This window comes from Acetobacter pomorum (assembly GCF_002738225.1).
Taxonomy (GTDB): domain Bacteria; phylum Pseudomonadota; class Alphaproteobacteria; order Acetobacterales; family Acetobacteraceae; genus Acetobacter; species Acetobacter pomorum.
Genome location: NZ_PEBQ01000172.1, coordinates 12,908 through 37,412, shown reverse-complemented (window position 1 = coordinate 37,412; position 24,505 = coordinate 12,908). Strand labels below are relative to the sequence as shown.

Below are 24,505 nucleotides of genomic sequence, written 5' to 3'. Positions count from 1 at the left end.
GTTCGGGAGGCTTTTTTGTGTGCAGCTTCAGCAAGAAAAATCAGAAAGCAGAACCTTACTTTTTCACCCATTCAGGATGATGCGGCATTTCAATATCCCGGCCCTTCAACATCATATCCCAGTAAACACGAGGGAATACGGTTGTCTTCAGGAACCATGCAAAGCGGCTTGGCTTGCGCTGATCGTAAGGGAAGCTGGGGGCGGGTTTGCCGCCATAAAGGAATTCCGCCAGAATAACCTTACCATACGCTACAGTTAGCGGGCAGGCACCGTAGCCATCATAGCTGCCTGTCAGCGGCTTGCCATCCAGAGATGCCAGAACATTTGCCGTAACAACAGGTGTTTGCGCACGGGCGGCCGCCATGGTTTTGGCGTTGGATGTGCCAATAACATCACCCATGCCAAAGATGAACGGATACTTGGTGTGCTGGAGCGTGCTGGGGTCTACATCCAGCCAGCCGCCTTCATTCGCCAATGGGCTTTTTTTGATAAAATCTGGGGCGCTCTGCGGTGGGGTGACATGCAGCATGTCAAACTCTTTCACCACATTTGTAACTTTGCCATCTGGCCCGGTAACGGCAAAGGTTGCTTTGTGTTCTGGCCCGTTTACGGCAATCAGCGTGTGTTTGTACAGCACGTTAATGCCGTAATAGTCCACGGCTTCCTGCAAGCCTGGGCGGTAGTAGCCCACACCAAACAGCGCATCACCCGCCAGGCAGAAATCTACACTGGTGCGGTTAAGTGTGCCCTGCTTGCGCCAGTAATCAGATGCCAGATAGGCAATTTTCTGTGGTGCACCAGCGCATTTGATCGGCATGGGCGGTTGCGTGAACAATGCCGTGCCGCCGGAAAGGGACTGAATGCACGTCCATGTATATTCCACAGTATCTTTGGAATAGTTACTGCACACGCCGTTACGGCCTAACGTATCCGTTAAACCTTCAATTTTGTCCCAATCCAGCTGCAAGCCGGGGCAGACAATCAGGCGGTTGTAAGCAACGGTGCGGCCATCTGCCAGCGTTACTGTGTTGTCATCTGGCTGGAAGGAAGCCGCCGCAGCGCGCAGCCACGTGCAGCCTTTGGGAATAACCCCACCTTCCTGATCCAGCGTGCTGCGCAGTTTCATCACACCTGCGCCAACCAGTGTCCAGCCCGGCTGGTAGGCGTGGGTGGTTGCCGGGTCGATAATGGCAATATCCAGTGTGGAGCGTTCACGCAGCAATCGGGCGGCTACGGCAATGCCGGCTGAGCCACCACCCACGACAACAACAGTGTAGCGTAGATCTGGTGTTGTGGATTTTTCTGTTTGAGTCATGGAAGTCTCCCTGAATCTCACGTTGACGTGGGCACACTATCCCAAACATTGACAATTTAATAAAGTATTTAATTGTGTGTGGGATATGTTGAGAGAGCAGGTCAGTCCTTGAGCCACACTTCAACGGGGCCGCTCAGTTTCATGGTCAGGGGGTTGCCGCGCCGATCAACCGTTTTGCCCACGGCTACACGCACCCAGCCTTCGCTGATGCAATATTCTTCAACATTTGTTTTTTCCACGCCCTTAAAGCGCACGCCAATGCCCCGTGCCAGCAGCTCTTCATTATAAAAAGGGCTTTCGGGGTTGACGGAAAGGCGGTCAGGCAGGGTGTCAGACATTTCAGCAATCCTTAATGTATTGGTTAAAAGTGCCACCACGTTTTAGGGTCTTTCATATTGAAAGACCATGCATGATCCGCATTGATGCGAGAGAATGCAGCCTAAAAACATGGAGGTTCAGCAAGTTGCCAATGGATGGAGCCAGGCTACGGAAATATGGCGTTTACCCACAAACCGCGGATCAGTGGCTATCCTGAGTAGCAGTGACAACAATCTTGCCTTTGCCATCGCGCTCTGTGGCCAAGGTGCCTGTGGCTTTATCCACCAGAATGTTGCCGGTATTTTCAACATGCAGAGCAGCCACAGATGTTTCGCCATGAAACACCGCATCTGCCGTACTGTTGGAGGTAATTTCCAGCGCCTCTAGCCTGCCTTGCTGGGTTGTAAAGGAAGCGCTTCCACCAAGATAGACAGCCAGAGCCGGAGCCTGCACGTTTCCGATATTGAAAGGAGCAGAAACTGTGGAGCGCAAACGCGCGGAATCCGCCAATACGGGAATGGTGATGGTGCCTGTGGAATCAGAGGCCACATTTAGTTCTGCCGTGCGGCCCAGAGTGACAGCACCACTGCCAGCCTGAAGAAACACCGGGCTTTTACGGTCATCCACCTGAATGGATGTTGGGCCCGTGCTGATAATAACCAATGGCATGGTGGGAGGCGTGGTGAGGGTGACGTTGGTATCAGCCAGACAGCTTTGCCCTGTAAGGGAAAAACTGCCATCCGGGTTGGATGCAAGCTGAATGCCCGCAGGCCATGTTCCATTTTCTGGTTCAGGCTGGGTTATGCCTTTTTGCGCACGGATATGTAGCCCGTTCAGGCAGGGTGCTGCAATGTTGAGTGTGGGAAGAGCATTCTTTTCTGCCCCCAAAGCAGTAGAGGGCAGAAAAATAGCAAGGCAGAGAGCCGTGACAGCATAAAGTTCTGAACGAAAAAAAGAATACAGCATGCTCTCTTTCTGCCAGTGCTCGAAGGGGGCGTCTATCCTGTTTTAATGGCGTAGGCCACTGCCGCCCGTGCCACCCATCAGTGTATCATGCATGCGGTCCAGTGCTTCGGTCAGCGTATCATGTGCGCGTTTGCCCTTGCTGCCCACAACAGTCACGGTGCTGGTCATGCCCGCAGCCAACTGAGTGCCGGGCGGAATGCTGTCTATCTGCACACGAACGGGAATACGCTGTGCCAGACGCACCCATGTATACACCGGATCAACTGATGGCAGGCCCTGTGTTGCCGTGGCGGCGTTGGCCGTAGCAATGCCGCGTGTAAGGCTGACAACATGGCCCCACATGGGTTCACGATACCCCATCAGATCCAGCCGCACCCGATCACCAACATGGATGGAGCGGATTTTTGTTTCCTCAAAATAGCCATCCACCCAGTAGGAGGAGGCATCAATCACTTCAATATTAGATTTTCCAGCTGTTGCGTAATCCCCCACACGCATGATGAGGTTGTTGACATAGCCGGTTACCGTACTGCGCACATAGGTACGATCAAGGTTGATCTTGGCTTGGGAAAGGTTTGCCAATGCCTGCGCGTAGGCGGCTTTGGCAATGTCTGCCGTGGCTTGGTAAACCTGCTTTTCTTCGCGGGAGGCCGCGGCATCTGTCAGCCGGTCACGTCGGAACTCCTGCGTGTCCTTCAGCGCCATATCCGCTTTGCGCTGGTTGACGGCAGCAGTTGCTGTTGCCAGGGCTACCTTGAAGTCAAACGGATCAATTTCGTACAGAATATCCCCAGCATGAACAAACTGGTTATCTTTTACGCGCACAGCAATAATCTGGCCTGAAACACGCGGCGCTATGTCTGCAACCTGCACACGTACTTGTCCGTTTCGGGTCCAGGGAGCTGCGGTGTAGTAATCCCACAGAACGAAGCAAACAACAGCCGCAATGGCAAGAATGGTCCCCGTCGTGATAAACTGCAGGACGCGGCGGGCGCGCTCAAACACGGTCGGAAAGCCCTTTCACAACAAAATGGTATAAAGGCCAACAAGGCATATAAGAATGCCAAATTCAGCCAAAGGCAGGTTCCATACCACGCGGCGCGCACGTACTTTGGATAGAACCGGGTTAAGCGCCAGCAGGGTGGCAATAGCCAGTACGGCATGCACAACAAAGGAGGAAACAAGAAGTCCACCTATATCCAGAACAGGGCGTAATTCCATGTTAGCGGGCCTTCCATTGCTGATCTGGTACAGGAATCAGATCGTACAGATGCAAAGCGGAACGGTTGTGTTCCAGCAGATGTATGGCGCCAACCATGGCGGATACGGCAGCAAGGGCCGTAGCCATCTGGCCATGGGGCAGATTTATGGAATGATCAAGCAAAACGCGTGCCTTGCGCTTCATGCGGAACAGCGCTGAATCCACGTTGTAGATAATGGTGGCGCGGTAGGCGGATTCCGCATCCAGCCGAATGGCGGGAATGGTAGCAGCACGTTGCAGGTGGCGGCGCGCACGGGCCAGTTCCACGTTCAGTTCATCCAGGCTGGCAAGGCGGGAAAAAACGCGTTGTTTTGCCTTGTTGTCTGGCAGGTACCGGTTCCATTCCAGAATGCGGCAGAGCCGATCATAATGCCGGCTGATAAGGGCAGAACCTGCTTGTTCACCATGCCCTTCAAACTGAAGCAGCAGATCATGCCCGATGGTAATACCAACGCGAAAGCGCCGCCCTGTGGCAGATGGGGGCAGCAGCAGCACCAGTGAAATAAAGATAATAATAGCTGCAAACAAATAGAGCACGTTGCGGTCTATAAAAGGTGCGGGTTCATAGTTCTGCTGGTTGGCAACACCGAGAATAACAAAGAAAAAGACACCCGCATTAAACCCGATTGTGGCTGTTTTGGGGTTCATTAACAGCAGGCAGCCGCCAAAAATAACCGGAAGAATGGCCATTGCCAGAAAAGGCATGTCCGCCCCGTGGGGAAGAACCCCAAAGTTGAGAACAGCAGCAACAGCAATAGCCAAGGGTGTACCAATAAGGGCCCCCATGCCAAAACCGCGCGCATTATAAGTAGTGGCTGCCAGTGTAAGAATAATGGCAACCTGAGAAAGCGCGCTGTAAGTGGCCGGAATATCAGAGATAATGCACAGCCCGGCAGCAACGGAAAACCCGATCAGGGTGCGCAGGCCATTCAGCAAAGCCGCAATAACATCGTGATGCTGATCAATCTTGAGTTCAGGTGCCTGCGTGCGTGCGCGCTGCCCATGTTGGAGCGCATCTATGCCATCCGCAGCCCAGCGGGCATCCGACAAAAGCGCCATGGAGCGTTCAATCAGCCACGCTTCATCCAGCGTGGGGCCAAGGGAGGCTTCCTCCGCATGGGCTTCCTTGGCTAGGTCTTCCAGATCATGCACAGCCTGAAGGGGAGATTCCACTGGTGTGCCATCACCAAATGATGTGCGGATGTGTTTGAGAATGGGGCCGGATATGTTGCCCCGCCGCAGCACATTGGCAATAGCGCGGCTACAGGTCAGCATTTCCAGCAGCGCCACCATGGCAGAGCGCGCGCCGGCAAGGCGTAGCTTGGCATCAGCCAGTTCTGTCTTGGCGAATGAGACCTGAGATGTCAGGGCGATAATTTCGCCCGCCAGCCCGGCACATGTCATGTCATCTGGCACACCGTGGCCAGCTACGGCATCCCGCGCAATGCGCTGCACCATTTCACCTGTGCGGCGCAGGTTTGCCGCCAGTTTTTCAAACGCAGTGGGGGAGCCGAATACATCGTTAATGGCTGCTGTGGCTGCAATGCCCACCACAATGGCGGACACACGGTTAACGGTGACATCAAAAATGGCGGCCGGATTATCAATACAGCTAATACCCACAATCGCTACGGTGTAGCCAGAAAGCATGGCTGCATAGGCACGGAAGTCCCGCTCCAGCGTGCCCATAATGGTGCATAGCGTGAGCCATAATGCCACGCCGCCCAGAAAAACCCCGCGCTCCTGATTAAAACAGGCGGTGAGGAAAAGAGCGACAAATGCGCCAATAATTGTACCAGCCAGACGGTAAAGCGCTTTGGAAAGCACCTGCCCACGTGTGGGCTGCGCCAGAATCATAACTGTAACGGCAGCAGAACCGGGGGAGGAAAGCTGGAGCCAGAATGCGGTAGAAAGTGCCAGAACAGCAGACAGCCACGTGCGTAGGCAAAACAGAAACCAGCCATATGCGAAAATGCTGCGTGGCAGGGGAAGAAACAGTGTCTTCCAAGATCCCAAACGGAATGCTGCCGGTGTTTCTGTTGTCATCTCTGTTCTGTCTTTAACCTCTTTTTTGCTTCACTTTTAGGGGTATGCCATTTCCAGCCAGAGATGGAGGGGCTTAGCGAATCTCGCAGTAGCAGCATGTTTCTTAAAATAAAATATAATCTTTGGCGTGATGCTGCGAGAGAGTAGGGGGGTTGCGCCCAGCGCGGGGCATGGCAGATGGCATGAGTGTGAAGTATATCTAACCTAATGATAAGATAAGATGAAGTGAGGTTAAGAGATGGCTGCTCACGATCTGGGCATGTCATGGAAAAGTGAAATTTTTCTGCCAGATGTGTGATGGAGAGCACCAAAATTCATGAAGTTTATTCACACGTCAGATTGGCAGATCGGCAAGACATTCAGCTTTGCGGATGATGATACACTGGGCGCGCTTCAGGCTGCGCGCTCAGATGCCGTGCTGCATATTGGCCAGCTGGCGCGGCAGGAGGGCGTGACCTGCGTATTGGTGGCGGGGGATATATATGAGCATGAAACACCAGAAAGACGCACATTACACCAGCCTATGGAGCGTATGCGGCAGTTTTCTGATGTACAATGGCACCTTATTCCCGGCAACCATGATGCAGATACGCCAGAAGGTGTATGGGCTCGTTTAAGGCGTGAAGGCGCTGTGCCGGGCAATGTGCACATGCACACACATTCGCAAGCCGTGCAAATAGATGCGGCGCATAATGCATGGTTGCTGCCTGCCGTGCTCAAACGTCGCCACACGCTTTCTGATTTAACAGAATACATGAATGATGCAGCCACTCCGCCCGAAGCCCTGCGTATCGGGCTGGCACATGGCTCTGTTGTGGGGTTCAGTAACGGGCAAGAGGCTGAACATAATCCTATTGCGTTGGATCGGGCCAAACAGGCTGGGCTTGCTTATTTGGGTCTGGGAGATTGGCATGGCTTTTGCCAGATTGATACACGTACCTACTATTCAGGAACACCGGAAACAGATCGTTTTGTAACCGGTGGAGCAGGTGGTGGAGAAACCTTGGTGGTCACAATAGATGGCCCATGCGCCCAACCTGTTATTTCTCGACATCGCACAGGCAAATATATCTGGCGCAAGCTGGAAGATATTGTACTGACCAGTGGTGAGGATATTGATGCGCTAGAAGCCCGCGTAAGACATATTCACCCAGATAACCCAAGTGTTGTTATGGCCTGGCTGGAAGTGTCCGGCTTATTGGGTGTGGATGATTTGCGTAAATATGAAAGTGTTATTCTCACACGCTTGCAAAGTGCTGTGGCGTGTTTGCGCCTAACGGGGGCACCGCAACTGGCTGCAGGTATTCAGGATCTGGAACGGCTGGACGCATCTGCAACCGTAAAGATGGCCGCGCAGGAACTGTTGCAGAAGGTTGAACAGGGGGGAGAGGAAGGCGCTGTAGCAAGGGAAGCCCTGCAAAGACTGTTTCTGTTCTGGCATGAAGTGGAAGGTGCCGCAGCGTGATTTTAACAGATATTCAGCTTGAATGTGTGCGTCGGTTTATCTCTCCAGTACGTCTGGAGGGGTTGGGAGCAGGGCTGAATGTGCTGGCCGCCCCGAATGAAGCAGGTAAATCCACAGTGTTGATGGCACTGCGAGCCGCGTTAACGTTGCGCCATGGTTCCAAGGCGCAGGCTGTAAAGGAGATGCAGCCCTATGGCGGAGGAGCACCGCATATCGGCGTAGGGTTTGAATGGAGCGGGAAGTCCTGCTGGTTGGAAAAGCGCTTCATGAAAGGCGCTTTTGCACGTCTAGATCTGGGGCATGAGCGTTTTGATGGTGATACGGCTGAAGAACGTTTGAACGATTTGCTGGAGTTGGAAAAAAACGGCAAAAGCGAAGCAATAGGTTTGTGGAACGCCCTTTTGGTGCGGCAGGGGGAAAGCTTTGCAGCCCCTGTTCTGAATAATGCAGGGCGATCGAGCATTCAGAACTGTCTGGAACACGGGGTTCAGGAAGTTACCGGAATTGCCGCAGCAGGGGCTTTGCTGGAACGTGTACGCTCACGGCTGGGGCAATTACAGACAGCAGCCACAGGCAAGCCAACAGGGCGCTATAAACACCTTCTGGAAGATCAGGCCAAGGCTGCGGAGCATTTAAAAAATCTGCATGCCAAGCGTGCCGCGCTGGAAGAAGATCTGGTTCTTTTAGGGCAACAGCGGCGTACGCTGCGGGAATATGAAAACCCGGAAAGGCAGAAACAGGAAGAGCAAAAACTTTATCAACTGCGTGAAGAGCGCGACCGTCTGCGGAATTTGGATGCCGAGGAAAAAGCTGCTCTGGCCAGAAAGGCTGCAGCCGTGCAGCAGTTCCAGAACATTCGGGATGAACAGGAAAGACGGCAAGAACACCGGGCTGAATATGCGCGATTACAACAGCTGATTTCTGACAGTGTAAAAGAGCTTTCTGAACTGGCCGCGCAGGAAAAAACAGCCAGTTTGCGGTATCAGGCTGCACAGGCTGCATGCCAGAAAGCCCTTAAGCACCATCAGGTTCAGCGGGCTATTTTGCATCATGTCATGCAGCAGCGGGAAGTGCAGCATCAGGAAGGTACACTTTTACGCCTGCGCGAAAATCTGAAGCATGTGCAGGAAAGTTTTGCCCAGATAGAGCAGGCGCAAGCTGCTTTTGATGCGTTGCCCATGGATGGAGTCAAAATCCAGCGTGTGCGTAAAGCAGCCCAAAAAGTGGCAATGCTCACCCAACAGGTGCAAGCGCAAGCCACTGTGCTGGAAATGGAATTGCTGCCACATGCTGCACAACGTGTTCTATTAGATGGCAAGCCTTGTGTATCCGGTAAAAATCTGTTGCACGCCCCGGCAGAACTTCACGTTGAAGGCGTTGGGCGGTTTGTGATTACGCCTTCTGCGGGCGGAGATACAGTTGAACTGCAACAGGAACTCCACCAGGCCCAAAATGCACTCACACATCTTTTGCAGCAGATTGGGTGCCTAAACGCGGAAGGGGCAGAGCAACAGTATGAGCAGCATTGTCTGGCAGAACGTCAGCTTAAGGAAGCCAAAGCTGTTTTTGCTGCAACGCTTCCAGATAAAAAGGGTGTAAGCCCAGATAAGGTTTTGTTGGAGTTGCGGCAGAATCTGGCCAGAGAAGAAGCCGCTTATACCCAGAAGAAACATGCCTTGGCACAAAATCTGGCCAGCCAGATTGGGAGTGCACAGGCAAGTGACCTGACTTGCCTGCCAGAAAAAGCTGTGCAGCAGGAGCAGGACGCGGCACAGGAGGTAGAACAAGCCCGGCAAACAGAGCACGATGCACAGCAGGTTCTTATAGCTGCCAAAGCAGCGCTGGATAAAGTGAAGGCTATCCAGCAACAGCAGGAAACTGGGCTGATACGCCTGCAACGTGAGCTGGAGCTCTGGCAGGGGCGTGAGTCAGATGCGGCATTGCTCCAACGCCTGCAAACCTGCGCACAGGAGCAGGCGGAAGCACAGGCTGCATTGGAACATTGTGAGCAGGCCCGCCAGAAGGAGCGGCCTCTTGCCGTGGTGGAAAGTGGTATTCAGCGGCTTGAGCAAGCCCAAAAAACAGATGGAGAAAACATAGCCCGCCTGCGTGAAGATATCCGTGAGCGTGAAACCCGTGTGCGCAGCGCAGAAGGTGATGGCGTGGATGAGCGCATAGCGGAAGCTGACCGGTTGCAGCAACGCCTGAACATGGAGGTGGCAGCCTGTACGCGGGATAGAGCTGCTCTGGTTTTGCTGGATCAGGTTTTACGCAAGGCAGAGCAGGAGCAAACGGCCCGCTATATGGGGCCGTTGGTTAAAACCATGCAACCGGCATTTTCAGCATTGTTTCCCGGATCTGAACTGGAAATGGATGCAGATTTCGGGGTGGCGGCCCTTTCTCGCAATCAGCGTGAAGATGTGGCGAACCTGTCTGATGGCACGCGTGAGCAAATTGCCGTTCTGGTGCGGCTGGGATTTGCGGAAATGTTGCATGCACGCGGTGTTCCAGCCATTCTGGTGCTGGATGATGCGCTGAGTTTTGCAGATTCAATGCGGCTGGAATGTCTGTTTGATGTTCTGGCAGAGGCTGCAACGCGCTTCCAGATTCTTATTCTCACATGCCATGCACAACTGTTCGCGCCATTGCGGGGCAGGATGCTAAACCTGCGCCCGCAGGAAAGTTTTACAGCACCACGTTGAACTGAAGTGCCATAACGGCGGCATCATGGAACACGGTGGAACCACCCGGACGGTTGATATACTGGAAGTCTGGTTGCAGGGACATGCCATTGGCAACATGTGCGTTGTAAAACACTTCGTAAATGTTCTCATGGGTCTGAATTCCCCACACCTTGCCCCACTGGTTATCGGGGAAGGGCACACCGGCAGCCAAGGCGGCTTCCTGCTGTAGAACAGAGGCACGGCTCATGGTCATCCACTGGAACATGGCGCCAACGCTATCATTCGGGCGGCCCCATGCAGCGCCGGTTTCTGTCATGCCAGCCCAAACGTGGTGAGACATGGCTGTGGTTTTACCATCAGACCACATCCAGCCGGCCAGAGCGATCAGGCCATTGGTTGGGCCATCACCATTACGCATCAGCATCTGGTCAGCCATAAACCATGCGCTTGCGCGGCCGGCCTCGTATTGCGGCTGTGCGCCTGTCTGCACCCATGCGTTGCCGTTTACATCGTTCAGCAGGTTTTTGTATTTGGAGTTATCATAGCCAAAACCCGCCTTGTAGTGGCCCACCAGATGGTTGCGCCCAAAGGAGGGAAGCCAGCCGATTTCAACCGGGGATGAGAACTTGCCCAAGCCATCCTGCGCCCATGCCCAGCCAGAAATACCACCATTATAGGCATGCGGAGAAACCGCAAACAGGCCCGCCATAATATAGGTCTGTTTTGTAGGCATCACGCGGGCCACAAAACCAAGGTTACCAGATGGCCAGTCTCTTGCGCCTTCTGTGTATTTTGTGGGTGCAGGGTTACCGCACATGGCCACGTTCATATACATACAAAACAGCGGAGATGCGGCAAAAAAGCTGCCAACCGGAATCCAGCCGGCACTGATATCAACATGGTTGTGCAGAAAAGCATGTTCACCGTACAGGTAAACAAGGTGGGCCACCACATTACCACGTGCACCATAAATCTGCTGCACGCCGCCCAGTGAATCCCCAATATAATCTGTGCTCAGGTTACGGCCGTGCCCGTTTACCACCATCATATGGGTCCAGAACCCTTTCATGATGTCGGCATTGGTCAGCTTGCCCCAATCAACGTCCAGTTCAACACCCACTTGCCCGGCATCATCCACACCTTTTCTGCGGCCACCACGAAAGTTGCCAGCAAGTTCTTCATGCACGTCTGCCAGAATATGAATGCCATGGCTTAACAGCCAGGGCTGTGCCCCCCACCATTTTCCAAAAAAATGATCCTTGCCATATGGCGCGGAAAAAAATGAACCGGGATCTTCTACCTGGTCAGCCTCGTTATCAACCTGCAGGCTAGGCCAAAGGCCCACGGCACTGTTTCCTCCAGTTAATAACTGCGCGTGCGCAGGTAAAATAACAAAGAGAGAGAGAACAAACAGGCAGGCTGGCCATAATGTGCGAAAAGGAAAATGGATGTGAAGGCGTTTAATCATGTTCCCTTGATTTTTATTTCTTTCGGCCACCTCATGTTTCAGCAGAAAAAAGAGTGACCTTGGGTTTCGGGAGACTGCGTTCCCGTTTTCTAAAGCATTTTTTATGCGATTGTAGTCGCTGTTGTGCAGTTTAATGGATTTTTTATATAAAAATAGGCCATTATTACGGCCAAATGGTGCAGTTCTGCATCAGAATTATGGAGATAAGATTCTCTCAATGTCTAAAATTGATACCAATCTGCCGTTTCTGCCTGTTCGTATCGCAGTGTTAACTGTTTCGGATTCGCGCACATTGGAAACAGATACTTCCGGTGCGGCCCTTGTTGCGCGGCTGGAAGGTGCGGGCCATGTTCTGGCTGACCGGAGCATTATCTCCGATGATGCAGACAAGATAGCAGCACAACTGCGCAAGTGGATTGCTGACCCACAGGTGGATGTTGTTATTACAAATGGCGGCACGGGTGTAACTGGCCGTGATGTGACGCCGGAAGCCTTTGAGAGCGTGCTGGAAAAGCGCATTGAAGGGTTTGGTGAACTTTTTCGGATGCTCTCTTACCGCAAGATTGGCACATCCACCATCCAGTCTCGCGCGTTGGCGGGTGTGGCGGGGGGTACATATCTGTTTGCGTTGCCCGGTTCTACAGGCGCGGTGAAGGATGGATGGGATGATATTCTGGTCTTCCAGCTTGATAGCCGCCACCGGCCCTGTAACTTTGTGGAATTGATGCCGCGTTTGCGCGAAGGCTTGAAAGGGAATGGTCATCATGACTGATGATGTCAAACTGCTGATGCTGGCAGGTGATTACGTAGAAGACTATGAAATCATGGTGCCTTATCAGGCTCTGCTTATGGTGGGGTATAAGGTGGATGTGATCTGCCCCGATAAAAAAGCGGGCGATAAGGTGCTGACGGCTATCCATGATTTTGAAGGCGCGCAGACATATAGCGAAAAGCCCGGCCATGCCTTTGTGCTGAATGCTGATTTTGATGCCATTGATACGGATGAATATCTGGGGCTGATTATTCCCGGTGGCCGCGCACCGGAATATCTGCGCCTGAATGCGCGGGTTCTGGAAATTGTGAAGGCATTTTCTGATCGCCCCATTGCGGCCATCTGCCACGGGGCACAGCTTTTGGCTGCGGCAGGCATTATCAAGGGGCGCGAAGTTTCAGCTTATCCGGCCTGCCGCCCCGATGTGGAACTGGCTGGCGGAAAGTACGCTGATATTCCGGTAACGGAAGCCGTAACCGATGGAGAACTGGTAACAGCCCCGGCATGGCCTGCACACCCGGCATGGCTGGCGCAGTTTCTCAAGGTGTTGGGGGCAAACGTCAGTATCTAAGGGTACAAAAGTATTCTCTCCCATTCAGCCTATGATGGGAGAGAGGTCTTTTTTTCTTTAGTATTCGCTAATGGCAGGGCGGTTCAGCATTGCCATCAGTTCACGTCGTGTGTCTGAGTTTTCCCGAAAAACACCCAGCATGGTGCTGGTGACCATAGAAACACCGGGTTTGTGTACGCCGCGTGTTGTCATACATTCATGGGCAGATTCAATAATAACGGCAACCCCATGTGGTTCCAGTTCATCATTGATGGTGTTGGCAATCTGGGCTGTCAGTCGTTCCTGAATTTGCAGGCGCTTGGCGTACGCGTCCACCACACGTGCCAGTTTGGAAATACCGACAACGCGCTGGCGGGGCAGATAGGCCACATGGGCACGCCCGATAATGGGGGCGAGGTGGTGTTCGCAATGGCTTTCAAAGCGGATATCACGCAGCAGCACAATTTCATCATACCCTTCCACTTCCGAAAAGGTGCGGCGTAACAGGGCTGCGGGGTCAATTTCATACCCACAGAAAAATTCAGTGTAAGCACGGGCAACACGGGCAGGGGTATCATGCAGACCTTCACGGTCCGGATTATCGCCAGCCCAGCGCAGCAGGGTACGCACGGCCTGTTCCGCTTCGGCTTGTGTCGGGCGCTTAGGGGTATCAGATGGAGGCACGCTCATGCCACACTCCAGAAAAAAGATAGGGATATGATGAGGGCAAGGGCAGATCAGTGGATCTGGCGAAGCAGGAAAGGGCTGTCCAGACTGAAGGCAGGAATGTTGACATCAAACCGTCTGCCGCTGCTTTTATCCTGCATCAGATAATGTCCGCTCATAAACCCGCCCGGTGTGGCAAGGGATGCCCCAGAGGTATATTCATACAGCGCACCGGGCTGAATAATCGGTAGTTCTCCCACCACGCCAGACCCATGCACATATTCTGTATGCCCAGCCGTATCTGTAATGTGCCATGTACGTTCCAGAAGCTGCACAGGCTGGGTGCCATCATTGCCAATACGGATACGATAGGCCCAGCAGTAGGAATGTTCATCCGGTTCGGATTGATCAGGCAGCCAGAAGACCTGCACCTGCACGCGCACATTTTCCGTAACAGCCTCATACACGGGCAGAGAGGAAAAGAGCTCGTTCATGGCTTCTTCTGGATCTTGCAAAAGGGGAGAAGTGGCCCAGTCGGGCATGGAATATCCTGTTTATGGTACGGGATGGTGCTTGCACCTATCACGAACCCATCTGTTATGCCAAGCATTGTCCCTCCCGATACATGTATGGCGGAGCGGGAGGGACATATGCGGTGTAGTGTTAGAGAGCCTGAAGGGCTGCAACGCCACGGGCCAGATCATCAATCAGATCTGCGCTGTCTTCCAGCCCCACGGAAAAGCGAATAGCGCCATCCGTAATGCCCAGTATGGCCCGATCTTCCGGGCTGACTTTGGAATGTGTGGTTGTTGCCGGATGCGTTACCAAAGAGCGCGCATCTCCAAGGTTGTTGGAAATGGCAATCAGCTCCAACGCATCCATAAAGGCAAACGCGCCTTTCTGGCCGCCCTTCACTTCAAAGGCAATCAGGCTGCCGCTGCCACTCATCTGGCGTTTGGCCAGTTCATACTGTGGGTGATCAGCCCGGCCGGGGTAGCGCACGCTTACAATGCCGGGGGCAGAGGCCAGATAATCGGCTACGGCTGCCGCGTTGGCTGCCATGGCGTTAACACGCAGGGAAAGTGTTTCCAGCCCTTTGAGCATGACCCATGCGTTGAAGGGTGAAAGCGCATTGCCTGTATTGCGGGTGAAAGGCTGAAGTGTTTCTGTAATCCAGTCTTTACGGCCCAGCACGGCTCCGCCCAGCACGCGGCCTTGGCCATCAATGTGTTTGGTGCAGGAATAAACAACAACATCTGCCCCCAACTGGAGAGGCTTCTGGAATACTGGGGATGCAAACACGTTATCCACCACCACAATAGCGCTAGCCTTGTGGGCCAGCTCTGAAATTGCCTTGATATCCAAGATATCAAGCATGGGGTTGGAAGGGCTTTCCAGCAGAACGGCGGCTGTGGGTTTGGAAAGTGCTTTTGCCCATTCGTCTAGGTTACAGCCATCTACAAAAACGGTTTCTACGCCATAGCGTGGCAGAAGGTTGGCAACAATCCAGTGGCAGGAGCCAAACAGGGCGCGGGAGGCAACAACCCGATCTCCCGCTTTAACGTGGCTGAGCAGGGCGGAGGAAACTGCACCCATGCCCGTAGCTGTTGCCACGCAGGCTTCTGCGCCTTCCAGATCAGCCAGTCGGCGTTCCAGCGCTGCAACTGTGGGGTTGCCAAAGCGACTATACTGGTAATGTTCTTCCTCACCACGGAAGGTGCGGGCGGCTTGTTCAGCGTTGTCATAAACAAAGCCGGAGGTCAGAAATACGGCTTCACTGGTTTCACCATATTCCGTGCGTTCCACACCAGCATGAAGCTGACGGGTTGCTGGGCGCCACGCTTCAGAAAATGCAATCTTGTTGTCACTCATGGGTCTTTGTATCCGGTTCTGGCGTGTCAGACCAAGCAGCAGGCAAGTGCACGTACCTGCCAAAACAGCTCAATCTCTTAAATTGACCGTGGAAACCATGACAGCCGGCCATATGCCGTGTCAGAGCCTCTTTAGCGCGTTTCTTTTACCTCGCCGCAAGCCGGCCTTACAAATCACGAGGGCAGGGCGTTAACCTTGCTGGCAGGCAGCGTAAGCCCGGATATTGGGTATCGTCAAGTTCTGTGCATAGAGCGATTTTTAAAGTAATGCCTGAAGAAGAGGAATAAATGGCAGATCTGCTTCCGGCATAGGGTATTTGCGTAAATCCTGCGGGGGAACCCATGCCAGCTTCTGGCCTTCCCTAGGGGTGGGAACACCTTGCCAGCGCCGGCAGACATAAAGCGGCATCAGCAGGTTGAATGTTGGGTAGGAATGGGATGCAAAAGTAAAGGGCGCCAAACAGGCGCGGGACATATCAAGCCCCAGTTCTTCATGCAGTTCGCGCACCAGAGCTGCTTCTGGTGTTTCTCCGGCTTCTATTTTACCGCCCGGAAATTCCCATAACCCGGCCATACTTTTACCTTCTGGCCGACGCGCCAACAGAATATGGCCTTTTGCATCAATAAGTGCTGCGGCAGATACCAGAACCAGTTTTTTGGGAGCAGAAAATGTACCAGAGATCGCACTAGAGTGGCGCATATCCTGCATATGGCGTGTGGTTTCAAATATCAACGTGGGTTGCTCACTCCCGCGGGAAGCGAAAACCTGTTTGCCTGTCGCAATTTTTTGAAAACCAATGCGCTCCAGAACACGGGCCGAGGCACTGTTATCTGCTGCAACATTTGCACGGATGCTTGAAATATCCAGATGCGCCAATGCCCAACTGGTTATGCGTGCGGCAGCACATGTTGCAATGCCTTTTCCCCAATAAGGGCGGCCAATCCAGTAACCCAGCATACCAATGCGCGCAGATGGACCCGTAGTTTGAAGGCCCAAACCAATACAGCCCATAAAAGTGCCATCCTTATCCAGAATGGCAAAATGATACCCTTCGCCCTTTTGCTGTATCTGCTGGGTGGAAGCTATCCAGCTATCTGCCAGTTCCCGCGGGTATGGAAACGGCAGGCGGCTGAGCATGCGCACCACCTCCCAATCATTCACCAGATGATGAAGGGCAGGGGCATCCTGCGCACAAAGGGGGCGCAGGCGATAGGGCGGGGCTTCCAGTTCAGTTGGAATAGTATCAGGCATTCGGTTTGAGGGCCTGCGTTGGTTCTGGCGGAAGGCCACATTCAGTCAGCAGTGCACGCAGGGCGTTAATAACAGGAAAAACCTCTACGTTGTGGTCGCCTCCCAGTTCGCGCCACGCATTTTGCTCCAGTTCCACAATTTCACGGTCTTCAGCAAAAATGCGGTTGGTAAAGGCCACAAGGAAAGGCCACGCAATATCCAGCAGACCACCTACCTTGGGCCGTTTGACAGAAAGCAGGCCAAAAGTGCGGTTGGTCAGTTCATCTGCACTTTGCGGTACATAAACAATCCACAAATCCATCACCGGGTCTTCATCTCCGGTTTGGATACGCAGGGTTTGATACGGATATTCCGTGCGGATGGTCATGACATCGCGATGCTGGAACTTTTCCGAAGAATCGCGGCGTTCCCCAAAAATCAGGGCTTCGCCAAAAGGCTGCTTACCACTTGTGCGGGCAAAGCTGTAGCGGGCTTCCACCAGCTTTGGCTCACGCTTCTGGCCCAAAAAGCGAGGCTTCATCTGCCCCATTTGCTTGGAATGCATGAACTGATGATTCATATCCATCAGATTTTCATGCATGAAGCTGTAATGGCACCCAATGGTGCTGCCAAAGTAGCGGGTTTTGTAAGCGGGGTTGCTGGCTTGCGCCAAATGTGAGGGCAGGGGCACGGTATCTGCTTTTTCCGGATCACCGGGAAAAACAAAAATCATGCCGTCCTGTTCACGACAGGGGAATGTGCGTACCCCATTGGGCAGCTTGCCTTTGCCCAGATAGGGCACATCAATACATCTGCCAGATCGGCCATAGGCCCAGCCATGATAGCAGCATTTGACGGAAGCACCTTCCACCGTGCCTTTGCTGAGCGGTACCTGCCGGTGGGCACACCGGTCTTCTAGCGCAAATACAGGCCCTGCATCGGGCCGCACCAAGGCAATAGGCGTGCCAGCATAGCGTGTGCCAATGGTTTTGCCGGCTTTAAGCTCCCGCGACCACGCAACAGGGTACCAGTAGTCCGGGTTGGATCTGACGCGCCGCAGATCTATTTTACCCTTTCTGGCTTCAACAGCCAGTTCAGGGGTGGAGGAATCGGTCTGAGCGGTCTGATCCATTTCGCCTCAAATCACAAAAAATACCTGTGCGGCGCCGTGTTGATGCCGCTGTTGCGAATGCTATCTCAACTCATCGTGACGCAAGAAGCAAGACAGGAGCGCATGGCTGACAGAAATTAATGTTCTGCCAGCTCGGCCGTCAGGTCCTCAATAAACTGGAAAGCCACCCGTCCGGAGCGGCTTCCGCGTGTAATCGCCCACTCATTGGCACGGGCCATCAGGTCCTCGTCGGCAATGGGCAGGTTACGTTCACGCGCATAGCTCCGCACCATGTCTGCAAACGTATCCTGTTCACAAGCATAAAAACCAAGCCACAGGCCAAATCGGTCTGAAAGCGAGACTTTTTCTTCAGTTGCTTCAGAAGGATTGATGGCGGTTGCCCGTTCATTTTCAATCATATCGCGCGGCATCAGGTGGCGGCGGTTTGATGTGGCATAGAACAGAACATTTTCTGGTCGCCCGGCAATGCCGCCATCCAGAACGGATTTAAGCGCCTTGTAATCCCGGTCTTCCTTTTCAAAGGAAAGATCATCGCAGAACAAAATAAAGCGGCGTGGGTTTTCCCGCAGCAGGCTCAGCAGCAGAGGCAGGGTGGCCAGATCTTCACGCTGGATTTCAATCAGGGCAATAGCGCCTTTACCGGGGGCGCAAGGCTTGCCATCAACCTGATTGGCCAAGGCGTGTGCGCCTTTCACCAGCGAAGATTTGCCCATACCGCGCGCGCCCCAGAGCATGGCGTTGTTGGCAGGCAGGCCACGGGCAAAGTGCTCTGTATTTTCAATCAGGATTTTGCGCTGCAGATCCACCCCACGCAGCAAATCCACCGGCACATGTGCAACATGGGCTACTGGCAAAAGGCGCCCACGTTCTGGCAACCAGACAAACGCATCCGCTGTATCCACGCCTTCTAGGCTGGCGGGTGGGGGGGAAAGGCGCTCCAGAGCCGAGGCAATGCGTTCCAGAACAGGGAGTGTTGGTGTGTCCATCTGGGTATCTATCCTGTTTGTCGCCAGTGGTTGGTTATAAAATTACGGGCCGTAAGGCGTTTTCATCCGCGCAGGTGCTTGACGCACGAAGATTGAAAATTATGGTCACTTTCTCTGTTTTCGCAACACGCCTTTCCAGGAAAGTCTGCTTGATGTCCAATTTCCTTATCCCCGCCGCATATGCCCAAAGTGCCGGAGGCGCAGGAGGAGGCTCCAGCCTAATGTCCTTCCTGCCATTTGTAGCCGTTTTTGCAATTATGTACTTTCTGCTGATCCGCCCACAGCAGAAGCAGCAGAAGCAGCTTAAGGCGGAACTCAAGGCGCTGCGCCGGGGAGACCGGATTGTAACAGCAGGGGGTGTTGTTGGGATTGTGCAGCGCGCCAAGGAAGATTCGGAAGAAGTGGAGGTGGAAATTGCGCCAAATGTGCGTGTGATGGTGCTGCGCGGCACAATTTCCACAGTGCTGACCAGCTCTGCCAAGCCTGCAAACGATACAGCGACCCCAAAAAAGTAAGATTTTCAGGCCAAGTGTGCAGAAACGTTAGAGAAAGGATACGGGATCTATATCCACGTCCACTTTGGCGTTTCTGGCCAGATTTACCATACCCAGCCAGCGGCGCAGAATGGGCTGTACGGCAATATTGCGGTGGGTGCGCAGCAGCAGCCGCCTGCGGTGCCGCCCCCGTAATACCGCCAGCGGTGCCGGGGCTGGGCCGAGCACCTGAATACCTTCGCCATAAGGGGCGGTGCGGCCCAGTTGGGCAGCGGCCTCATCTGCGGCAACAGCTGTGTCAGCACTGACAATCAAGGCTGCCAGACGCCCATACGGAGGCCAGAATCCTGGTTTACGCTGTGCGGCCTCCTGCTGCATAAAGGCATCAAAATCCCCCGAAAGCAGCGCCTGCATAACAGGGTGTTCCGGCGCATAGCTTTGCAGAATAACCCGACCGGGGGAGGATGCTCGGCCTGCACGCCCCGCGACCTGATGCAAAAGCTGAATGGTGCGTTCTCCGGCCCGCAAATCTGCTCCACCAAGCCCAAGATCTGCATCCACGACACCCACTAGGGTAAGATGCGGAAAATGCCAGCCTTTGGCGACAATCTGCGTCCCGATAATCAGATCAACATCCCGGCGTGAGATTTTGGCAACCGCTTCTGCCGTGGCCGCCGGGCCGCCAAGTGTGTCGCTGGACATCACCAGAACGCGTGCATCCGGAAAGAGCTGCCGGGCTTCCTCCGTAATGCGCTCAATACCGGGGCCTATGGCGGTTAGGCTATGTTCTGATCCGCATTGCGGGCAGGTGGGGGGCATGGGTTCTGTATGATCGCAATAGTGGCAGGAGAGCACCTTGCGGTTACGATGTTCCACCAGCCATGCCGTGCAATGTGGGCACTCCATACGGTGCCCGCAGGATCGGCAGAGAGTAAGGGGCGCATAGCCCCGCCGATTGAGGAACAGCATAACCTGCTCCCGCCGTTCCAGCGTGGCCCCAATATCTTCCACCAGTTCGGGAGAAAGAAACAGTCCTCTGGGTGGAGGATGATCGCGCAAATCCAGCACACGAGTTTCTGGCAGTTCCGCTCCTCCGTGCCGGGTTGGTAGCACCAGATGCCGATACCGGCCGGCTTCCACGTTTGCCAGTGTTTCCAGGCTGGGGGTGGCTGAAACTACAACGACGGGAAAGCGCGCCAACCGCCCGCGCACCACCGCCATATCGCGCGCATTGTAGATAACGCCTTCTTCCTGCTTGAACAGGGCTTCGTGCTCTTCATCCACAATAATCAGGCCAAGATGATGGAAGGGCAGAAACAAAGCAGAGCGGGCCCCAACAATAACAGAAGCCGAACCATCTGCTGCCCCAAGCCACGTAAGCCTACGCGCGCGCTGCCCGATTTCGGAATGCCACACAGCAGGCTGTACCCCAAACCGGCGGGAGAAACGTTCCATCCATTGGGCGGAAAGTGCAATTTCAGGCAGCAGAATAAGGGCCTGTTTGCCTTGTTCCAGACAGGCAGCAATAGCTTCCAGATAGATTTCTGTTTTGCCAGATCCGGTCACCCCTTCCAACAAGGTGACGGAAAAGCGGTTTTCTGCAACCGTTTGGCGCAGAGCGACTGCTGCAGACTGCTGCGCACCTTCCAGCACAGGAGGGTTATAATGTGCATCCGGTTGGCCAAACGGGCGCTCCGGCCCCAGGGAAACAGGGCGTAGCACACCTGCATTGGCCAACCCTTTTACAACGCCAGCGCTAACGCCTGTGGCATTGGTAATATCTGTGGTGGTGCGATGGTTCCCATCTGCCAGAAGGTCCAGCACCTTTTGGCGTGCAGGTGTCAGGCGCAGGGTCTCCAAAGCAGGGTGTTCTGCCATAGCCCATCCCATAGTGGGGGTTGGGGCGGCGCGCATATGCAATCGCAGGGTCATGGCCAGCACCATACCGGGAGGGGTAAGGGTATATGCTGCAACCCAATCTATAAACTGGCGCAGCTCTGCGGATAAAGGTGGCAGGTCAAGCCTGCATACAATGGGGCGTAAGCGGGAGGCATCCACCTTTTTTTCTGTAACAGGTGGGGCCAGATCTGCCGGAAGTGTGGATGTTGCATCCCACACCACGCCTGTTTCTTGCCGTTTGCCCAACGGGGCCACAACAATATCACCGGGTTGCAGATCCATATCTGCTGGTGCGCGGTAATCAAACGGGCCAGCAAAAGGCATGGGCAACAGCACGGAAATGCGTGTTGTGCCACAAGCACTGGCTGTTAGGTTGCCAGAATCCTGCGGAGGTATATTGGATAAAGGTTTCTGCGCCATCAGGATTTGGTTGTAATGCTGCCTACAGGGAAAGAACAGGGGAGAAAAAGCGCACAAAGCTTTCTGCCCGACAGAGGAAGATCATGACCGCTGAAGAAGCTGTTCAGAAATTTCTGGAATGGATGGCGATAGAAAAACAGGCATCTCCGTTAACAGTTGAGGCCTATCAAGGTGATCTGGCGCGGTTTTTAGGGTTTATGACCACACATCTGGACGGTTTGCCGGATATGGTCGGTTTGGGGTTGATCAGCTTGCGGGACTTCCGCGCATGGCTTGCCTATGAGCAGGCCGAAGCCAGCAAGCCCACAGCACGTAAAACATCATCAGATCAGGCCACACGCACGCGTGCGCGGCGTGTTTCTGCCGTAAGGTCTTTTTTTAAATATCTGGCACGCAGGCAGGGGGTGGAAAACACGGCCATCCAGTTGCTCAGCACACCACGCACCAAAAAGCCTCTGCCACGGCCATTGGCCAAAGATCAGGCCATAGCAGCGCCAGAAGATATTTCTGATCTGGCGCAAACGCCTATGGAACAGCAGCGGAATGCCGCTTTGTTTTTGCTGCTTTATGGATGTGGTTTGCGTATTTCCGAAGCGTTGAATCTGAATATTGCAGATCTGGACATAATGCGCGGTAGCAATGTGCTGCGTATTTTGGGCAAAGGCGGCAAGGAACGGCTGGTGCCAGTGCTGCCAATTGTGCAGCAGGCGCTGGAGGCATGGCGCGCAAAACATCCGGCACCCAGCCCTGATGCGCCTCTTTTTGTGGGGGTAAGAGGCAAGCGCCTGCAACCCGCCATAGCCCAGAAGGCCATGCGGGAATGGCGGCATCTTTCTGGCTTGCCGGATTTTGTTACGCCACATGCACTACGCCACTCCTTTGCAACCCATCTGATGGAAGGAGGGGCGGATTTGCGCGTTATTCAGGAGCTGCTGGGGCATGCCAGCCTCTCCACCACACAACGTTATACGCTGGCAGATGAGGCACGCCTGCTGGATGTCTGGACGCGGGCGCATCCGCGTGCACAATGAGGCCAGAATGCAAAATAAGGAACATACCGGCATGATACAGGCGTTGCGTGCACCATGGCCCGAAATTGAACCCTATGCCCACGGTTATCTGGATACGGGAGAGGGGCATCAGATCTATTGGGAGCAATGTGGCAACCCGAATGGTGTGCCTGTTGTGTTTTTGCATGGTGGCCCAGGTGGGGGGTGTTCTCCTTCCCAACGGCGGCTGTTTGATCCTGCACGTTATCGCATTGTGTTGTTTGACCAGCGCGGGTGTGGTCGTTCGCGTCCCCATGCCTCGTTGGAAGCAAACACAACGTGGCATCTGGTAGCGGATATTGAGCGCCTGCGTGACATGTGCGGGGTGGAAAAATGGGCCGTATTTGGGGGCTCGTGGGGCTCCACGCTCGCACTGGCCTATGCTGAAACACATCCAGACCGTGTGACCGCGTTGATGTTGCGGGGTATCTTTACGCTACGGCGCGCTGAATTGCTTTGGTATTATCAGAATGGTGCATCTTGGATATTCCCCGATAAATGGGAAGATTTTTTAGCACCTATTCCACTGGCAGAGCGGGGAGATATGATGGCAGCATATCGCAAGCGCCTGACCTCGGATGATCCGGCTATCCGGTTACAGGCGGCACGGGCATGGAGCCTGTGGGAAGGGCGTACATTAACCCTGCTGCCATGCCCGGAAATGGAAACGCAGCATGACGAAGCTGACTATGCACTCGCTTTTTCCCGGATTGAAAACCATTATTTTGTGCACGGTGGCTGGCTGGAAGAAGGCCAGCTTATTCGGGATGTTGGGCGTATTCGCCATATTCCAACCGTGATTGTGCAGGGGCGCTACGATATGGCAACGCCAGTGCGTACAGCATGGGATTTGCACAGAGCATGGCCGGAAGCGGACTTCCAGTTGATTGATGCTGCGGGCCATGCGTTATTCGAGCCCGGTATTTTAACGGCGTTGCTGAATGCAACAGACCGTTTTGCGCGGGAGTTGGCATGAAACGCCAGATAGTTGCTTGTGCTTTGGTCGTGGGGGGTGGGGGTGTCTGGCAAATAGGCAGTGCCTCTACAACTTACGCCGCAGATGGATGCCATAAACTGGTTGCACGCGTGGCTTTGCGGAATGATCAGGGGTTTCTGAACATTCCTGTCAGCATCAATGGCCATGCTGTGCGTATGATTGTGGATACAGGCTCGGAAGGGAGTCTGATTTCACCTGAGGCTGCCTCACTTTTTGCCGCCAAGCGAGATAAAAGCGTGCATACAGTTGTGCGCGGTACCGGCGGTATGGGGCGGATTGTGCCCAACGCGATTGTCAGCTCTTTTCGCGCGCAGAATGTGGAGTTTGGCCCTGTTTCCATTCCAGTGGATACGTTGCCCGCAGTCCCACAGACAGAACCTGCTGTGGAAGGGCTGATGGGGGGAGATCTCCTTTCCCGCTATGATGTGGAGTTCAATGTTGCTGGGGGAACGCTGTCTTTCTGGTCTGCCAATTCAGCAGATTGTAACGGGCCGGAGGGGTGGCGTTATATCTATCGGGCTGTGCCGTTACAAAATGCCGGGCAACGCGTGGTGGCAGAAGTGACGCTTGATGGAGAAAAACTAAAGGCTTTGGTGGATAGTGGCGCACGTTCGCGCATTGTCTCTATTGGCGCGGCAGAACGCATTGGTGTTTCGCGTCAGGCTCTGGCGGCAGATCCGGGTGGGGTAACAACCGGGGTAGATGGGCACCAGCAAATCTATCACTGGCACAAGTTCCATCTGTTCCAGATCGGGCAGGAGCAGGAAAAATCTCCTGTGCTGACTGTAGCGCCCTTGCACGATACTGTAGACATGCTGTTGGGATCAGACTGGTTTGCTGCACATCGGGTGTGGATTTCTTACCGCACACATACTTTGTACGTTATGCCGGCTCCACCACAGCATCACTAATTGA

Annotated in this window: 22 protein-coding genes and 1 riboswitch; of the genes, 8 read left to right on the top strand and 14 right to left on the bottom strand. The window is 54.0% G+C overall.

Going from position 1 to position 24,505, the window contains the following annotated elements; genetic code table 11:
• Window positions 1–55: 55 nt before the first annotated feature.
• From CSR02_RS13415 to CSR02_RS13390, 6 genes are all read right to left on the bottom strand, one after another.
• Window positions 56–1,315 (bottom strand): NAD(P)/FAD-dependent oxidoreductase, encoded by a 1,260-nt coding sequence (locus CSR02_RS13415; RefSeq protein ID WP_042787666.1) that lies wholly within the window; start codon window positions 1,313–1,315, stop codon window positions 56–58.
• A 101-nt stretch (window positions 1,316–1,416) separates the two neighbouring features.
• Window positions 1,417–1,653 carry a DUF3297 family protein gene (locus tag CSR02_RS13410; protein ID WP_099541976.1) on the bottom strand — a complete coding sequence of 79 codons (237 nt, stop codon included), beginning with the start codon at window positions 1,651–1,653 and terminating at the stop codon, window positions 1,417–1,419.
• Between the two features lie 181 nt (window positions 1,654–1,834).
• Complete coding sequence (locus CSR02_RS13405; protein WP_099541975.1) at window positions 1,835–2,599, bottom strand: hypothetical protein; 765 nt, start codon at window positions 2,597–2,599, stop codon at window positions 1,835–1,837.
• Window positions 2,600–2,641: 42 nt separating this feature from the next.
• Entirely contained in the window at window positions 2,642–3,604 is a 963-nt protein-coding gene (locus tag CSR02_RS13400; RefSeq protein WP_042787663.1) for an efflux RND transporter periplasmic adaptor subunit, read from the bottom strand.
• Window positions 3,605–3,619: 15 nt separating this feature from the next.
• On the bottom strand, window positions 3,620–3,820 hold the full coding sequence (locus CSR02_RS13395) for a DUF1656 domain-containing protein (protein WP_099541974.1): 201 nt from the start codon (window positions 3,818–3,820) through the stop codon (window positions 3,620–3,622).
• Between the two features lies 1 nt (window position 3,821).
• Window positions 3,822–5,906: an FUSC family protein gene (locus CSR02_RS13390; protein ID WP_099541973.1), complete on the bottom strand. Its 2,085-nt coding sequence runs from the start codon at window positions 5,904–5,906 to the stop codon at window positions 3,822–3,824.
• A 316-nt stretch (window positions 5,907–6,222) separates the two neighbouring features.
• On the opposite strand from CSR02_RS13390, the gene CSR02_RS13385 reads away from it, so the two are divergent.
• Both CSR02_RS13385 and CSR02_RS13380 read left to right on the top strand, forming a co-directional pair.
• Window positions 6,223–7,371: a metallophosphoesterase family protein gene (locus tag CSR02_RS13385; protein ID WP_099541972.1), complete on the top strand. Its 1,149-nt coding sequence runs from the start codon at window positions 6,223–6,225 to the stop codon at window positions 7,369–7,371.
• Window positions 7,368–10,073 (top strand): AAA family ATPase, encoded by a 2,706-nt coding sequence (locus CSR02_RS13380; RefSeq protein ID WP_099541971.1) that lies wholly within the window; start codon window positions 7,368–7,370, stop codon window positions 10,071–10,073. Before CSR02_RS13385 ends, CSR02_RS13380 begins: the two co-directional genes overlap by 4 nt.
• On the opposite strand, the gene CSR02_RS13375 is transcribed toward CSR02_RS13380, so the two are convergent.
• Window positions 10,057–11,523, bottom strand: a complete 1,467-nt coding sequence (locus CSR02_RS13375) for a carbohydrate porin (RefSeq protein ID WP_099541970.1) — start codon at window positions 11,521–11,523, stop codon at window positions 10,057–10,059. The two genes, CSR02_RS13380 and CSR02_RS13375, sit on opposite strands and share 17 nt — an antisense overlap.
• A 133-nt stretch (window positions 11,524–11,656) precedes the next feature.
• Between CSR02_RS13375 and moaB the strand changes: the two genes are divergently transcribed.
• Both moaB and CSR02_RS13365 read left to right on the top strand, forming a co-directional pair.
• Window positions 11,657–12,295: a molybdenum cofactor biosynthesis protein B gene (moaB, locus tag CSR02_RS13370; RefSeq protein WP_183172606.1), complete on the top strand. Its 639-nt coding sequence runs from the start codon at window positions 11,657–11,659 to the stop codon at window positions 12,293–12,295.
• A complete protein-coding gene (locus CSR02_RS13365; RefSeq protein WP_042787657.1) occupies window positions 12,288–12,866 on the top strand; it encodes a DJ-1/PfpI family protein in 579 nt (192 codons plus the stop codon). Before moaB ends, CSR02_RS13365 begins: the two co-directional genes overlap by 8 nt.
• Window positions 12,867–12,923: 57 nt before the next feature.
• On the opposite strand, the gene folE is transcribed toward CSR02_RS13365, so the two are convergent.
• From folE to CSR02_RS13335, 6 genes are all read right to left on the bottom strand, one after another.
• Complete coding sequence (folE, locus tag CSR02_RS13360; protein ID WP_095045869.1) at window positions 12,924–13,535, bottom strand: GTP cyclohydrolase I FolE; 612 nt, start codon at window positions 13,533–13,535, stop codon at window positions 12,924–12,926.
• A 47-nt stretch (window positions 13,536–13,582) separates the two neighbouring features.
• Window positions 13,583–14,053, bottom strand: a complete 471-nt coding sequence (gene apaG, locus CSR02_RS13355; protein ID WP_042787656.1) for a Co2+/Mg2+ efflux protein ApaG — start codon at window positions 14,051–14,053, stop codon at window positions 13,583–13,585.
• Window positions 14,054–14,174: 121 nt separating this feature from the next.
• Complete coding sequence (gene metZ, locus CSR02_RS13350; protein ID WP_099541968.1) at window positions 14,175–15,383, bottom strand: O-succinylhomoserine sulfhydrylase; 1,209 nt, start codon at window positions 15,381–15,383, stop codon at window positions 14,175–14,177.
• A 110-nt stretch (window positions 15,384–15,493) separates the two neighbouring features.
• Window positions 15,494–15,573, bottom strand: a riboswitch (SAM riboswitch).
• Between the two features lie 68 nt (window positions 15,574–15,641).
• On the bottom strand, window positions 15,642–16,634 hold the full coding sequence (gene mutT / locus CSR02_RS17180) for an 8-oxo-dGTP diphosphatase MutT (protein ID WP_099541967.1): 993 nt from the start codon (window positions 16,632–16,634) through the stop codon (window positions 15,642–15,644).
• Entirely contained in the window at window positions 16,627–17,745 is a 1,119-nt protein-coding gene (locus tag CSR02_RS13340; protein WP_099541966.1) for an aromatic ring-hydroxylating oxygenase subunit alpha, read from the bottom strand. The genes mutT and CSR02_RS13340 overlap by 8 nt, the downstream gene beginning before the upstream one ends.
• Window positions 17,746–17,861: 116 nt before the next feature.
• Window positions 17,862–18,731, bottom strand: coding sequence for an ATP-binding protein (locus CSR02_RS13335; protein ID WP_042787652.1), 870 nt, complete (start codon window positions 18,729–18,731; stop codon window positions 17,862–17,864).
• A 149-nt stretch (window positions 18,732–18,880) separates the two neighbouring features.
• Between CSR02_RS13335 and yajC the strand changes: the two genes are divergently transcribed.
• Window positions 18,881–19,246 carry a preprotein translocase subunit YajC gene (yajC, locus tag CSR02_RS13330; protein ID WP_183172607.1) on the top strand — a complete coding sequence of 122 codons (366 nt, stop codon included), beginning with the start codon at window positions 18,881–18,883 and terminating at the stop codon, window positions 19,244–19,246.
• A gap of 27 nt (window positions 19,247–19,273) precedes the next feature.
• Here the strand turns inward: yajC and CSR02_RS13325 are convergent, their stop codons facing one another.
• Window positions 19,274–21,544 carry a primosomal protein N' gene (locus CSR02_RS13325; RefSeq protein ID WP_099541964.1) on the bottom strand — a complete coding sequence of 757 codons (2,271 nt, stop codon included), beginning with the start codon at window positions 21,542–21,544 and terminating at the stop codon, window positions 19,274–19,276.
• A gap of 83 nt (window positions 21,545–21,627) precedes the next feature.
• Here CSR02_RS13325 and CSR02_RS13320 point away from each other — a divergent pair, with 83 nt between their 5' ends.
• From CSR02_RS13320 to CSR02_RS13310, 3 genes are read left to right on the top strand one after another with little or no spacing between them, the layout of a single operon-like run.
• Window positions 21,628–22,575, top strand: a complete 948-nt coding sequence (locus CSR02_RS13320; protein ID WP_099541963.1) for a tyrosine recombinase XerC — start codon at window positions 21,628–21,630, stop codon at window positions 22,573–22,575.
• Window positions 22,576–22,582: 7 nt separating this feature from the next.
• Window positions 22,583–23,569, top strand: coding sequence for a prolyl aminopeptidase (gene pip, locus CSR02_RS13315; protein ID WP_099542003.1), 987 nt, complete (start codon window positions 22,583–22,585; stop codon window positions 23,567–23,569).
• Window positions 23,566–24,501: a retropepsin-like aspartic protease gene (locus CSR02_RS13310; protein ID WP_099541962.1), complete on the top strand. Its 936-nt coding sequence runs from the start codon at window positions 23,566–23,568 to the stop codon at window positions 24,499–24,501. Before pip ends, CSR02_RS13310 begins: the two co-directional genes overlap by 4 nt.
• Window positions 24,502–24,505: the final 4 nt, after the last annotated feature.

What these genes read in the sequence shown, in the direction of transcription:
- CSR02_RS13310 (WP_099541962.1), top strand. Translation starts at nt 23,566, where the DNA reads ATGAAACGCCAGATAGTTGCTTGTGCTTTGGTCGTGGGGGGTGGGGGT.
- metZ (WP_099541968.1), bottom strand. Translation starts at nt 15,383, where the DNA reads ATGAGTGACAACAAGATTGCATTTTCTGAAGCGTGGCGCCCAGCAACC.
- folE (WP_095045869.1), bottom strand. Translation starts at nt 13,535, where the DNA reads ATGAGCGTGCCTCCATCTGATACCCCTAAGCGCCCGACACAAGCCGAA.
- CSR02_RS13390 (WP_099541973.1), bottom strand. Translation starts at nt 5,906, where the DNA reads ATGACAACAGAAACACCGGCAGCATTCCGTTTGGGATCTTGGAAGACA.
- moaB (WP_183172606.1), top strand. Translation starts at nt 11,657, where the DNA reads ATGGATTTTTTATATAAAAATAGGCCATTATTACGGCCAAATGGTGCA.
- CSR02_RS13415 (WP_042787666.1), bottom strand. Translation starts at nt 1,315, where the DNA reads ATGACTCAAACAGAAAAATCCACAACACCAGATCTACGCTACACTGTT.
- CSR02_RS13375 (WP_099541970.1), bottom strand. Translation starts at nt 11,523, where the DNA reads ATGATTAAACGCCTTCACATCCATTTTCCTTTTCGCACATTATGGCCA.
- CSR02_RS13325 (WP_099541964.1), bottom strand. Translation starts at nt 21,544, where the DNA reads ATGGCGCAGAAACCTTTATCCAATATACCTCCGCAGGATTCTGGCAAC.
- CSR02_RS13405 (WP_099541975.1), bottom strand. Translation starts at nt 2,599, where the DNA reads ATGCTGTATTCTTTTTTTCGTTCAGAACTTTATGCTGTCACGGCTCTC.
- mutT (WP_099541967.1), bottom strand. Translation starts at nt 16,634, where the DNA reads ATGCCTGATACTATTCCAACTGAACTGGAAGCCCCGCCCTATCGCCTG.
- CSR02_RS13335 (WP_042787652.1), bottom strand. Translation starts at nt 18,731, where the DNA reads ATGGACACACCAACACTCCCTGTTCTGGAACGCATTGCCTCGGCTCTG.
- CSR02_RS13320 (WP_099541963.1), top strand. Translation starts at nt 21,628, where the DNA reads ATGACCGCTGAAGAAGCTGTTCAGAAATTTCTGGAATGGATGGCGATA.
- CSR02_RS13365 (WP_042787657.1), top strand. Translation starts at nt 12,288, where the DNA reads ATGACTGATGATGTCAAACTGCTGATGCTGGCAGGTGATTACGTAGAA.
- apaG (WP_042787656.1), bottom strand. Translation starts at nt 14,053, where the DNA reads ATGCCCGACTGGGCCACTTCTCCCCTTTTGCAAGATCCAGAAGAAGCC.
- CSR02_RS13385 (WP_099541972.1), top strand. Translation starts at nt 6,223, where the DNA reads ATGAAGTTTATTCACACGTCAGATTGGCAGATCGGCAAGACATTCAGC.
- CSR02_RS13395 (WP_099541974.1), bottom strand. Translation starts at nt 3,820, where the DNA reads ATGGAATTACGCCCTGTTCTGGATATAGGTGGACTTCTTGTTTCCTCC.
- pip (WP_099542003.1), top strand. Translation starts at nt 22,583, where the DNA reads ATGCAAAATAAGGAACATACCGGCATGATACAGGCGTTGCGTGCACCA.
- CSR02_RS13410 (WP_099541976.1), bottom strand. Translation starts at nt 1,653, where the DNA reads ATGTCTGACACCCTGCCTGACCGCCTTTCCGTCAACCCCGAAAGCCCT.
- CSR02_RS13340 (WP_099541966.1), bottom strand. Translation starts at nt 17,745, where the DNA reads ATGGATCAGACCGCTCAGACCGATTCCTCCACCCCTGAACTGGCTGTT.